Source organism: Streptomyces sp. AK010, from assembly GCF_014207295.1.
GTDB lineage: Bacteria > Actinomycetota > Actinomycetes > Streptomycetales > Streptomycetaceae > Streptomyces > Streptomyces massasporeus.
Map to the genome: position 1 here is coordinate 620,249 of NZ_JACHCX010000001.1, position 12,754 is coordinate 633,002.

Sequence of the window (12,754 nt, forward strand, 5' to 3'; positions counted from 1 at the left end):
GGTGGGAGAACCCCTCGGATGTGGCACCGGCGGCGGGTTCTCCGAAGGCGCTACGGCTCTGCGGGTGCTGTCGGGCGGGCCATCCGGTCTCGCGGGCGACGGAGCCGGGGCGGCCTGAGGGTCCCGGGGCCGGGTCGGGTGCGACACCAGCGGCCGCCTCTCCGGAAACGCCTCGGACGACCGGGTGGTGCCCGCCGGGCCCCCCGGCCTCCGGGTCGGCAGCGCCGTACCGGCCCGTCGCCCCTGCGGTCGAGCCCGTGCCGCCGCGCTGCGGAGCGCCAACCGGCGATGCCGTCCCGGCACCACGCAGTCCGGCGCCGTCGCCCCACCCCGCCGGGGGCACACCCCGCTCTCCCCACTCCACGGGGACCACCCCCCGCTCGCGCCGGTCGACGTGAGCCAGCCGTGCCCGGAGCTCCTCGCAGCGGGCCGCGGCGCGTTCGTGGTCGTCGCGTGCCCAGGCCAGGTCCAGGCGCAGGGCGTCGGCCTGTTCGGGGGTCGTGGCCGAGGTCAGGTGGCGGGCGAGGGCGGCCTGGCGTTCGGCGGCGTACTTCTGGTCGCGGAGCATGACGTCGAGGCGGTCGCCGAGGGCGTCGCGGCCCCCGGGCCGGGTGTCGTGCACGGCGAGCGCGGCGGCGTGCAGGGCGCGGGCGAGCTCCGTCTCCGGGCCGGCTCCGCCCGGGCCGTACTGCCCGGTGAGGTCCTGCAGCAGCGCCTCGACCACGTCCCAGGGCGGCACGTCACGCCCCTCGAGGCAGGCCCGCATGCCCTCCGGGTCGCGCTGCCAGAACACCGCGCACCAGCCGCCGGACGGATCGAGGCGTGCCAGCAGGCCGTCCAGGTAGGTCACGAACTCGCCGACTTCAGCCGGGAGTTGATCCGCCGCCATCGCTCAACTCCCGTGAGGCCGGAGCATTCCGCCCCGTAGGCAACACCAGTCGTGTTACGGACGTGCTACGGGGAGTTTTCACACGCGGCGCGGGTTCCTCAGAGGGGCACCAGCACGCATTGCCCGGCCAGATCGTCCATGGACAGCCCGAGGACTCCGGCCAGCGCGGCCACGGTGAAGAAGGCCGGGGTCGGGGCCCGGCCGGTCTCGATCTTCCGGAGGGTCTCGGCGGAGATGCCCGCGCTCGCCGCGATCTCCGTCATGCTCCGGCCACCACGCGCCTCACGCAGCAGTTTGCCGAGCCGCTCGCCGCGTTCGCGCTCTTCGGGGGTGAGAGGGGTGCGCACCATGCCCCCATTCTAATACCGGTATAATAATTGGCATGGTGGAGCTGAAGACAGACACTTCTATCGACGCGATGCACGAGGCGGGCCAAGTCGTCGCCCGGGCCCTGACGGCCGCACAGGAGGCCGCCGACGTGGGCGTATCCCTGCTGGAGCTGAACGAGGTGGCGCACGGCGTGCTGCGCGAGGCGGGCGCGACCTCGCCCTTCCTGGGATACCGGCCGTCCTTCGCGCCGACCCCCTTCCCCGCCGTCCTGTGCGTCTCGGTCAACGACGCGATCGTGCACGGCGTCCCGACCCGCTACCGTCTGCGCGACGGCGACCTGGTCTCCATCGACTTCGGCGCCGAACTGGGCGGCTGGGTCGGCGACTCGGCGCTCAGCTTCGTCGTCGGCACCCCGCGTGAGGCGGACCTCCGCCTGATCGAGACCGCCGAGCGGGCCCTCGCGGCCGGCATCGAGGCCGCCGTCGTGGGCAACCGGATCGGCGACATCGCCCACGCGATCGGCACGGTCTGCCGCGGCGCGGGCTACGGCATCCCGGACGGCTTCGGCGGCCACGGCATCGGCCGCCGTATGCACGAGGACCCCGGGGTACCCAACGAGGGCCGCCCGGGGCGGGGCATGCGGCTGCGGCACGGCATGGTGCTGGCGATCGAACCCATGGTCGTCGCGGGCGGCACGGACGCCTACCACGCGGCTCCCGACGGCTGGACCCTGAAGACGAACGACGGCTCCCGCGCGGCCCACGCGGAGCACACGGTGGCGATCACGGACACGGGACCGAGGATCCTGACCGCACGCTGACCGATGCCGGATTTACCCGGATACACCCCAAAGGTGCCCCTCGCCGACGATCGTGCGAAGGTGTTCTACGAGCGCGCCCCAGGTGTAACCGGCTGCCACCCGGGTTACCCGACCCCGGCACGTCGACCAGCGAGGGCGTCCCCCGCCCGCGCGCCGGGGACGCCGGGAACGGAAGGCCCATGAGCAGCGGCTTCACCAGCCCGGAGGGCTACGGCTCGGATCCCTTCGGAGAATTCCTCGCACGGTTCTTCGGCGGACCGCGTCCCGGTCCCCGGCAGATCGATCTCGGGCGGCTGCTGAGTCAGCCGGCCCGGGAGCTCGTCCGCGGCGCGGCCCAGTACGCCGCCGAGCACGGCAGCCGGGACCTCGACACCCAGCATCTGCTGCGGGCGGCGCTCGCCACCGAACCCACCCGCACCCTGCTCAGCAAGGCCGGTGCGAATCCCGACTCGCTGGCGTCGCAGATCGACGACCGGTCGGGGCCGGCCCAGCACGCCCCGGACGACGCCCCGCCGCCGACCGCGCTCTCCCTCACCCCGGCCGCCAAGCGGGCCCTGCTGGACGCGCACGACATGGCCCGGGCCCGCGGCTACGGCTACATCGGCCCGGAGCACGTGCTGAGCGCCCTTGCGTCGAACCCCGACTCCGCCGCCGGGCACATCCTCAACGCGGCCCGCTTCGCCCCCTCCGAGCCGTCCGAGGCGCCGGAGGTCCCCCAGTCCGAGCGCCCGCGCCCGACGAACACCCCGACCCTCGACAAGTACGGCCGTGACCTCACCGAGCTGGCCCGGCAGGGCCGGATCGACCCGGTGATCGGCCGGGACCAGGAGATCGAGCAGACCGTCGAGGTCCTCTCCCGCCGCGGCAAGAACAACCCGGTGCTGATCGGTGACGCGGGAGTCGGCAAGACGGCCATCGTGGAAGGGCTGGCACAGCGCATCTCCGAGGCGGACGTGCCCGATGTGCTGCTCGGGCGCCGCGTGGTCGCCCTGGACCTCACGGGCGTGGTCGCGGGCACCCGCTACCGGGGTGACTTCGAGGAGCGGATGAACAACATCGTGGGCGAGATCCGCGCCCACTCCGACCAGTTGATCATCTTCATCGACGAGCTGCACACGGTCGTGGGCGCCGGATCCGGTGGCGGCGACGGCAGCTCGATGGACGCCGGGAACATCCTCAAGCCGGCCCTCGCCCGGGGCGAGCTGCACATCGCGGGCGCCACCACGCTGGAGGAGTACCGCCGCATCGAGAAGGACGCGGCGCTGGCCCGCCGCTTCCAGCCGATCATGGTGCCGGAGCCGACGCCCGCGGACGCGATCGAGATCCTGCGCGGCCTCCAGGACCGCTACGAGGCCCACCACCAGGTTCGGTACACCGACGAGGCCCTGGTCGCGGCCGTGGAGCTGTCGGACCGCTACCTCACCGACCGCCGCCTGCCCGACAAGGCGATCGACCTGATCGACCAGGCCGGTGCCCGGGTGCGGCTGCGGGCCCGGACCAAGGGCACGGACGTACGGGCCCTGGAGCGGGAGCTGGAGCAGCTGACCCGGGACAAGGACCAGGCCGTAGCGGACGAGAGTTACGAGCAGGCCACGCAGTTGCGCGACCGGATCGTGGAGCTGAAGCAGCGGATCACCGAGGCCGGCGGCGACAGCGAGGTCGACGAGGGCCAGGACCTGGTGGTCGGGGCCGAGTCGATCGCCGAGGTGGTGTCCCGGCAGACCGGCATCCCGGTCGCCAGCCTCACCCAGGAGGAGAAGGACCGTCTGCTGGGGCTGGAGGAGCATCTGCACCAGCGGGTGGTCGGCCAGGACGAGGCCGTGCGGGTCGTGTCGGACGCGGTGCTGCGTTCCCGCGCCGGGCTGGCGGCCCCCGACCGGCCGATCGGCGGCTTCCTGTTCCTCGGCCCCACGGGCGTCGGCAAGACCGAACTGGCCCGGGCGCTCGCCGAGGCCCTGTTCGGCAGCGAGGACCGCATGGTCCGGCTCGACATGAGCGAGTACCAGGAGCGCCACACGGTCAGCCGGCTGGTCGGCGCACCGCCCGGCTACGTCGGCCACGAGGAGGCGGGCCAGCTCACCGAGGTCGTGCGCCGTCACCCGTACTCGCTGCTCCTGCTGGACGAGGTGGAGAAGGCCCACCCGGACGTCTTCAACATCCTGCTCCAGGTCCTCGACGACGGCCGGCTGACCGACTCCCAGGGCCGCACGGTGGACTTCAGCAACACCGTCATCGTCATGACGAGCAACCTCGGCTCCGAGGCCATCACCCGCCGGGGCGCCCAGACGGGCTTCGCCGCGGGCGGCGCCGACGCGGACGAGGAGGCCCGCCGCGAGCAGATCCTGCGCCCGCTGCGCGAGCACTTCCGCCCGGAATTCCTCAACCGCATCGACGAGATCGTCGTCTTCCGCCAGCTCACCACGGAGCAGCTGCGCCGGATCACCAACCTCCTGCTGGACCGCACCCGGTCCCTGGTGCAGGACAAGGGCATCACGGTGACCTTCACCGACCGGGCGGTGGAATGGCTGGCCGAACGCGGCTACCAGCCGGAGTACGGCGCCCGCCCGCTCCGCCGCACGATCCAGCGCGAGGTGGACAACGAACTGTCACGGCTGCTGCTGGACGGCAGGGCCGACGAAGGCGGCGAGGTGACGGTGGACGTGGAGGACGGGAAACTCATGTTCCGGACGCAGAGTCCCGCAGCGCCCCGTTAGGGGCGCGGGGCCATGTCGATGTGCGACTCCCGCCCCGTGGGCGCGACCAGCCCCCACGCACCCCCACACGGCCGTCAACGCGAGGGCCGCACCACCATCGCCGACCCCCCACCCCGCCGCACGGTCTCAGCGGCTGCCAGCCACTTGCCGCCCGGCAGCCGCTGCACACCGGTGGCCGCACCGATCTCCGGGTTCGCCTTGAACGAGTGCCCGATCGCCTCGAGCTGCTTCCTCAATTCGGCGTTGTCGTACAGCCCGGGCTCCAGCTCGGTCTGCGCCGCGTTCCGCTGACTCGCCCGGGGCGCCGCGATCGCGTCGACCAGCGGCAGGCCCCGGTCGACGAACCCGGTGAGCGTCTGCAGAACGGTCGTGATGATCGTCGCGCCACCCGGCGACCCCAGCGCCACCACGGGCTGGTGGTGCCGGTCCAGCACGATCGTCGGCGAGATCGACGACCGCGGCCGCTTGCCGGGCCCGGGCAGGTTGGGGTCGTGCACGGCAGGGTTCGCCGGGGCGAAGGAGAAGTCCGTCAGCTCGTTGTTGAGGATGAAGCCCCGCCCGGGGACGGTGATCCCGCTGCCGCCGGTCTGCTCGATGGTGAGGGTGTAGGCGACGACGTTGCCCCACTTGTCGGCCACCGTCAGGTGCGTGGTGCTGTCGCCCTCGTACGTCGTCGGGGCCGCCTTGTCCCCCGAGCCGCAGCGCGCGGGGTCGCGCGGGTCCCCCGGCGCCACGGGACTGGTGAGCACCGCGTCGTCCTTGATGAGGCACTCGCGCGAGTCGGCGAACCGCTGCGACAGCAGTTCCTTCGTCGGCACGTCCTCGAAGGCCGGGTCACCGACCCAGCGCCCCCGGTCCGCGAACGCGATCCGGCTCGCCTCGATGAAGCGGTGCAGGTACTTCGCCTTGCTCGCCTTGGGCAGGTCGGTCCGCTCCAGGATGTTGAGCGCCTCACCGACGGTCGTACCGCCGGAGGAGGACGGTGCCATGGAGTAGACACCGAGGCCGCGGTACGCGGTCCGGGTGGGTGCCTGGAGCTTGGTGCGGTAGGCCGCCAGGTCCTTCGCGGTCAGGTCGCCGGGCCGGGCGTTCCAGCCCGAGTCGGGATCGACCGGTGGCTTGTCGACCGTGTCGACGATGTCCTGGCCCAGCCTGCCGCGGTACATCGCGTCGACGCCCTTGTGCCCCAACTCCGCGTACGTGCGGGCGAGGTCGGGGTTCTTGAAGGTGGAGCCGACGACGGGAAGCCGTCCGCCCGGCAGGAACAGGTCGGTGGTGTCCGGGAAGTAGCGGAAACGGGCCTCGTTGGACGCCGTCTGCGAGCGGAAGGTCTCGTCGACGGTGAAGCCGTCGCGCGCCAGCCGCTCGGCCGGCTTCAGGACACTGGCGAGCCGCTTGCTGCCCCACTGGTCGAGCGCCGTCTGCCAGGTGGCGGGCGTGCCCGGCGTGCCGACGCTCAGGCCGCTGCTGACGGCGTCGGCGAAGGCGAGGGGCTTGCCGTTCTCGAGGAACAGGTCCTTGCCGGCGCTCAGCGGGGCGGTCTCGCGGCCGTCGATGGTGCGTACCGTACGGGACTTGGCGTCGTAGTACACGAAATAGCCGCCTCCGCCGATGCCGGCGGAGTAGGGCTCGGTGACGCCGAGCGCGGCGGCCGTGGCGACGGCGGCGTCGACGGCGTTGCCACCCTTCTTCAAGACCTCGATGCCTGCGGCGGAGGCGTCGGGATCGACGCTCGAGACGGCACCCCCGTAGCCGACGGCCAGCGGGGATTTCTCACCGCCGGCGCTCTGTGCGGCGGGTGGCGGCGCCGCCGCTCCCACCGACACCACCACGGCGGCCGAAACCGCCAGGACCGTCAGATTCCGCGCGACAGGGCGACGCATCCGCACCTCCAGTCAAAGGCCGTCCGCGCAGCTTAATTCATCGCCATGGCCGCGTCAGGCAGGCGTCGAACACTGGTGCGTCGGGCCCGCTACCATGCGCGCCCATGAATGACGACGTGCGCAACATCGTTCTGGGTGTGGTCGCGGCGGGCATCAGTGCCGCGCTCGGCTGGGTGGCCCGCACCTACCTGTGGCGGCGCAAGCTCCGCCGGAAGCAGGCGTTCTTCGGGCTTCCGGACAACTCCGAGTCCCTGCTGGTGGTGAACCGGGGCGCGACGGGACCCGAACTCGCGGTGATGCGCTACGACGTGTTCGCGCTGCTCGAACTCGCCGCGCTGATCAAGGACTGCAACGCCCACGCCCAGATACTCCCGCACGACACGGCACGCCAGGGCTTCGGGGAGCGCACCGAGTTCTGCGTGGGCGGCCCGGCGTCCAACCGCCGGATGGCGGCCCATCTGTCCTCCCTCCTGCCCGGGGTGCGGGTGAACGTCGACTCCGAACCGGGCCCGGATCGCGGCTCGTTCCTCGTGGGCACGGAGCGCTACCGCGTGGAGAACGGCAGGGAGGAGTACGCGCTGCTGGCCCGGCTCACGGCGGAGCGCAGCCAGAACACCCGTCCGGTGTTCCTGTTCTGCGGCCAGACGTCGATCACCAACCAGGCGACCACGCGTTACCTGGCCCGCAACCACGAGCGCCTGACCCGCAAGTACGGCAACAGCTCGTTCGTCCTGCTGCTGAAGGTGATCAACTCTCAGGCGTACGGCCCGGACGTCGTCGAACTGGTGGAGGACGTGACGCGGCCCGCGCAGACCCCGCTGCCCGCCGCGACCCCCGCCGCTCCACGCAACTCCCACCGGTCCTCCTGAGTTCCTCCACTGCTCAACAATCGTTACTGGCACGTAACTTACCGACGGGTTACCCCTGGTAAGAGGCTGAGGTTACCTTTCGGTCACTTTGCACTTACACGAGTGAGGAGTGACCGTGGGACCCCACCGCAAGGCCCTGCGCACCACCGCCGTAGGCGCCGTCTCGGCGACCCTGGCCGCCGGCACCGCCCTCGGATTCGCCCCCACCGCCCAGGCGGCCCCGAACCCCGTCCGCTTCGTCGACATCGCCGGCGACGGCGGCACCGTCCTCAAGGCCAACGTCGTCACCCCGGCCGGGGCCCGCGACAGCGACCGCTACCCGCTGCTCGTCATGCCCACAAGCTGGGGTCTCCCCCAGGTCGAGTACCTGGCCCAGGCGCAGAAGCTCGCCGACTCCGGGTACGTCGTGGTCACCTACAACGTGCGCGGCTTCTGGCAGTCGGGCGGCGAGATAGAAGTGGCGGGCCCACCCGACGTCGCCGACGCGTCGAAGGTCATCGACTGGGCGCTCGCCCACACCCCCGCCGACGCCGGGCACATCGGCATGGCGGGCGTCTCCTACGGCGCGGGCATCAGCCTGCTCACCGCCGCGCACGACAAGCGGATCAAGGCGGTCGCCTCGCTCAGCGGCTGGGCCGACCTGATCGGCTCCATATACGCCGGGCGAACCCAGCACCTCCAGGCCGCCGCCCTGCTGGACGGCGCGAGCGTGGTGACGGGCCGCCAGAGTGCGGAACTCCGGCAGACCTTCAACGACTTCTACAGCTCCAACCTGGCGAAGGAACCGGAGCTCATCGCCTGGGGGAAGAAACGTTCCGCTGCGACCTATGTCGACCGGATCAACGAGAACGGCGCGGCGATCATGCTCGCCAACGCCTGGGGCGACAGCGTCTTCCCGCCCAACCAGTACGCCGACTTCTACGAGAAGCTGACCGGCCCGAAGCGGCTGGAGATGCGGCCCGGAGACCACGCCACCGCCGAGCTGACCGGCCTGTTCGGACTGCCCAACGACGTCTGGAAGGACACCGGTCGCTGGTTCGACCACCACCTCAGGGGCGAGGACAACGGCATCGACCGCGAGCAGCCCGTCCAGCTCAAGTCCCGTTCCTCCGGCGGCTACGAGGGCTACCCGGACTGGAAGTCGGTCGCCGCGACCGACCGGAAGATCGCTCTTAAAGGCACGACCACGATCCGCGCGAACGTGAACTCGGGTGCGGACGGCGGTGTCGTCTTCCTGTCCAGCATCCTCGACCAGGCGGCCCAGCTGCCGCCGATGGCCTCGATCCCGCTGCTCCCCCGCCGCTGGGCCGCCGTGTGGCAGTCGCAGAAGTCGGCCACGGCCGGGCAGGTGCGCGGAACGACGAAGCTGCACACCACCCTCACCCCGACCAAGGAGAGCGGCACCCTCGTCGCGTACCTGTACGACGTGGGGCCGCTCGGCCTCGGCAAGCTGGTCACCCACGCGCCGTACACCTTCCACGGGCGCACCCCCGGAAGGCCGTTCGGCGTCGACCTGGAGCTGTACTCCACGGCCTTCGACGTCCCGGCCGGGCATCGCCTCGCCCTGGTCGTCGACACGGTCGACCCGCTCTACATCGAGCACAACCCGTCCGGCGCGCAGCTGACCTTCTCCTCGCCGGCGAACGACCCGTCGTACGTGTCGGTTCCGCTGCGCGAGCAGTGATCTCCGGCTGCCGCCGGACGGGCCTGGCCGATGTGAACCGCCGCCCCCGTGGCCTTCGGGCCGTGGGGGCCGCACCCGGCGGGAATGGCCCCGCGGACCGGGCGGGCGGTCTGCTCTTCCCCGGCGGGATCGGCGGCCTTCGGCGAAGTCCCCCTCTCCGACAGGGATGAAGGGCACATCGTAGTCGAGGTCCGATCCGATGAGCCGTCCGGTGCCTGCCCGTTCAGTGCTTGAGGATCTTGGAGAGGAAGTCCTTGGCGCGGTCGCTGGTGGGGTTGGTGAAGAACTCGTCAGGGGTGCGGTCCTCGACGATCCGGCCGTCGGCCATGAAGACGACGCGGTTGGCGGCCGAACGGGCGAAGCCCATCTCGTGGGTGACGACGATCATGGTCATGCCGTCGCGGGCCAGTTGCTTCATGACCTCCAGCACCTCGTTGATCATCTCCGGGTCCAGGGCCGAGGTCGGCTCGTCGAAGAGCATCGCCTTGGGCTCCATGGCCAGGGCGCGGGCGATGGCCACCCGCTGCTGCTGACCGCCCGAGAGCTGCGCCGGGTACTTGTCCGCCTGGTCGGCGACGCCGACCCGGTCGAGGAGTTCACGGGAGCGGTTGTCGGCGTCCTCCTTCTTGCGCCCGCGCACCTTGACCTGCCCCAGGGAGAGGTTCTGCAGGACGGTCTTGTGGGCGAAGAGGTTGAAGGCCTGGAAGACCATGCCGACATCCGCGCGCAGCCGCGCGAGGGGCTTGCCCTCCTCCGGCAGCGGCTGTCCGTCGAGGACGATCTCCCCGGACTCGATGGTCTCCAGGCGATTGACCGCCCGGCAGAGGGTCGACTTTCCCGACCCCGACGGGCCGATGACCACGACCACCTCTCCCCGGCCGACGGTGAGATTGATGTCCTGCAGGACATGCAGCTCCCCGAAGTGCTTGTTGACGTCACGCAGCTCGATCAGCGGCTCGACGGCCATGCTCAGCCCTACTCACTCTCAGCTGTGTGGTGGTTGCCGCAACGTATCCAGGCAAGATCGAACTTGTCGGGCGACACGCACTTTTCGATCATTAGCCGTATTTACGTCTGACTTTGGGCCAAAGGTTGTGGCCATGGGGCTCACGACTCCGCGACTTCCGCGTACAGCTGCGACAGCTCGGGCACCCCGTACGCGGCCCACTCGTGGCCGGAGTCGACGACGTCGAACTCGCGGCCGGAGTCCAGGCGTACGACGGGCTGCCCGTCGGGACGGATCTTCCAGGCGGCGCCCTCGACGGTGCGCACGATGACGCTGCCCAGGTAGAGACCGGCGTCGTTGCCGAGCCAGGTCAGGGTGTCCTCGTCGTCCCGCCAGCGCGGCAGGAGCTGGTCGAGCGCCTCCAGCGAGGCAGCCGTGTCGTCCAGCCGGACACCCGCCCGGGACGCCTGGGAGCGGAGCAGTTCACACTCGGCGAGGAGTTCCGCGATGCCTGCCGGATCGGGGACCCCGACCTTCTGGCGCCGGTTGCCCAGGAAGGGGATGTTCATACGTCCAGCGTGTCATTCGTACCGCCGTACGCACCACAGGGCGCGCGGACCCGTCGATCCCGGTCGAGTTCAGGCCGAGTTCACGCGGCGCGCGTTGACGGGTCACTCCTGCCTCCCTAACTTCACCGTGCGTCTTGCGTCTCGTCCGTCGTTGCCTCTGCGGTTCCGTCCCTGCGTTTGGTGTTGTCGCGTCGTGTGTGAGCGGGAGGAGTCGGCCGTGCGCCGATGTGTCCGGGTGATCCTTGTCGTCCTGGCCCTGTGCGGGTCGCTGGTCCCGGCGGTGGCGGCGCATGCCGCCGGGGAGGGACGGGCCGCGCCGGTGCCGCTTGAGCGGCTGTTCGACAACGTGGCCGTCAGCGACGACAGCTCGCCCGGCCGAGCCGACTTCGACGGCTCCGGCGCATCCCTGCCAACGCGGGACCTCAGCGCCGCGGGCTGGACGCCCGGGCGCGTCCTCACCGTGCAGGGCGCCCGGCTGACCTGGCCGAAGCGGCAGCCCGGGGAGCGGAACAACGTCCGCGCCGCCGGGCAGGACGTCCGGGTAACGGGGCGCGGCGACGCCCTGGCCTTCCTGGTGGCGGGCACCGCCGGTACCGAGGTGGGCGGCCCGGGCACGGTCACGTACGCGAACGGCACCCGCTCCGGGTACCGGCTGACCGCGCCCGACTGGCTCACCGGGCCGCTCGCGACCAAGGCGGTGGCTCTGCCGCACATCAACACGCCGGGCGGCCAACTCGCCCGGCAGGCCCGCCTGTACGTCGTGACGGTGCCGCTGGTCCCGGGCCGCGCGGTCACCTCCGTCCGGCTGCCCAGCGCGGCCGGTCTGCACGTCTTCGCGGTCTCGGTACGGACCGCCACGCAGGGCTGGACGGGCAGCTGGGTTACGGCCACGGGGGGCTACGCCGCCGTGGGCCCCTGGACGGACCGCACCCTGCGACTGGTCGTGCACACCTCGGCCGGCGGGCCCCGGGTGCGGGTGCGGTTCGACAACACCTTCGCGGCGGCTCCGGTACGGATCGGGAGCGCCACGGTCGCGGTGCAGGCGACCGGCGCGGCCTCGCGGAGCACACCGGTGGCGCTGTCGTTCGGCGGTGCGGCGGGCGTGACGATCCCGGCCGGGACACAGGCGTACAGCGATCCGCTCGGCTTCTCTGTCCCGGCGGACACCGATCTCCTGGTGAGCTTCCATCTGCCCGGGACGGTGGCCGCGGCGCCCGTGCACGGCCTCGCGCAGCAGCGTTCCTACGTCAGCGAGCCCGGCGACCACACGGCGGACGGCGCCGCCGGGGCGTACACCTCGGTGATCACCCGCTGGCCGCTGCTCGCCGGGGTCGACGTGAGCGGCGGGCCCGGGTCGGTGGTGCTGCTCGGGGACTCGATCACCGACGGGGACAAGTCGACGATGGACGCCAACCGGCGCTGGCCGAACGTGCTGGCCGGCCGGCTCCTGAGGCAGGACGCCGTCCCGCGCTACGGCGTGCTGAACCTGGGCGTCTCGGGCAACCGCGTGGTCACCGACCGGTACCCCGGCGACGGGGTGTCCACGGACACGGCCGGGGTGAGCGCCCTGCACCGCTTCGACCGGGACGTCCTCGCCCAGCCGTCGCACCGTACGGCCGTCGTCTTCGAGGGCATCAACGACCTGCGGTGGGGCACCTCCGCGGAGCAGGTGATCGCGGGGCTGCGGGAGCTCGCGGCGCGCGGGCACGCCCGGGGCCTGCGGATGCTCGCGGCGACGATCCTGCCCTGCGAGGGCGAGGCGCGGTGCACGGCCGCCGTCGATGCCGAGCGGGTCGCCGTGAACGCGTGGATCCGCGACGGCGAGGTCTTCGACGGCGTGCTCGACTTCGACGCGGTGGTCCGTGATCCCGGGCGGCCCGCCCGGATGCTCCCCGCCTACGACAGCGGGGACCATCTGCATCCGGGCGACACGGGACTGGCGGCCCTGGCGGACTCGGTCGACCTGCGGCTGCTGCGGCCCCGGGGCGACAGGCCCTAGTCCAGAAAACCGATGAAGATCTTGCTCCGGCCGCCGGGATCGCCCCGGATT

The 12,754-nt window shown here is 71.7% G+C and carries 9 protein-coding genes and 1 pseudogene; 5 read left to right on the top strand and 5 right to left on the bottom strand.

Annotation, left to right across the window (positions count from 1 at the left end):
- Positions 1-889 (bottom strand): annotated as a pseudogene (locus HDC93_RS38075) (hypothetical protein); the annotation flags it as partial.
- 98 nt (positions 890-987) lie between these two features.
- Positions 988-1,239 carry a helix-turn-helix domain-containing protein gene (locus tag HDC93_RS02835; protein WP_185006774.1) on the bottom strand — a complete coding sequence of 84 codons (252 nt, stop codon included), beginning with the start codon at positions 1,237-1,239 and terminating at the stop codon, positions 988-990.
- A gap of 32 nt (positions 1,240-1,271) precedes the next feature.
- On the opposite strand from HDC93_RS02835, the gene map reads away from it, so the two are divergent.
- The gene (gene map / locus HDC93_RS02840; protein ID WP_185006776.1) at positions 1,272-2,039 is read left to right on the top strand and encodes a type I methionyl aminopeptidase; all 768 of its coding nucleotides are present in this window, start codon (positions 1,272-1,274) and stop codon (positions 2,037-2,039) included.
- 179 nt (positions 2,040-2,218) lie between these two features.
- A complete protein-coding gene (locus HDC93_RS02845) occupies positions 2,219-4,753 on the top strand; it encodes an ATP-dependent Clp protease ATP-binding subunit (protein ID WP_185006778.1) in 2,535 nt (844 codons plus the stop codon).
- 74 nt (positions 4,754-4,827) lie between these two features.
- Here HDC93_RS02845 and ggt read toward each other — a convergent pair whose 3' ends face one another.
- Positions 4,828-6,636: a gamma-glutamyltransferase gene (gene ggt, locus HDC93_RS02850; RefSeq protein ID WP_185006781.1), complete on the bottom strand. Its 1,809-nt coding sequence runs from the start codon at positions 6,634-6,636 to the stop codon at positions 4,828-4,830.
- Between the two features lie 104 nt (positions 6,637-6,740).
- Here ggt and HDC93_RS02855 point away from each other — a divergent pair, with 104 nt between their 5' ends.
- Positions 6,741-7,505, top strand: a complete 765-nt coding sequence (locus HDC93_RS02855) for a hypothetical protein (protein ID WP_185006783.1) — start codon at positions 6,741-6,743, stop codon at positions 7,503-7,505.
- Between the two features lie 115 nt (positions 7,506-7,620).
- Positions 7,621-9,189, top strand: coding sequence for a CocE/NonD family hydrolase (locus HDC93_RS02860; protein WP_185006785.1), 1,569 nt, complete (start codon positions 7,621-7,623; stop codon positions 9,187-9,189).
- Positions 9,190-9,412: 223 nt separating this feature from the next.
- Here HDC93_RS02860 and HDC93_RS02865 read toward each other — a convergent pair whose 3' ends face one another.
- Positions 9,413-10,156, bottom strand: coding sequence for an amino acid ABC transporter ATP-binding protein (locus HDC93_RS02865; RefSeq protein ID WP_185006787.1), 744 nt, complete (start codon positions 10,154-10,156; stop codon positions 9,413-9,415).
- 140 nt (positions 10,157-10,296) lie between these two features.
- Positions 10,297-10,704, bottom strand: a complete 408-nt coding sequence (locus tag HDC93_RS02870; protein WP_185006789.1) for a DUF6278 family protein — start codon at positions 10,702-10,704, stop codon at positions 10,297-10,299.
- Between the two features lie 217 nt (positions 10,705-10,921).
- Here HDC93_RS02870 and HDC93_RS02875 point away from each other — a divergent pair, with 217 nt between their 5' ends.
- The gene (locus HDC93_RS02875) at positions 10,922-12,703 is read left to right on the top strand and encodes an SGNH/GDSL hydrolase family protein (RefSeq protein ID WP_185006791.1); all 1,782 of its coding nucleotides are present in this window, start codon (positions 10,922-10,924) and stop codon (positions 12,701-12,703) included.
- Positions 12,704-12,754 lie beyond the last annotated feature (51 nt).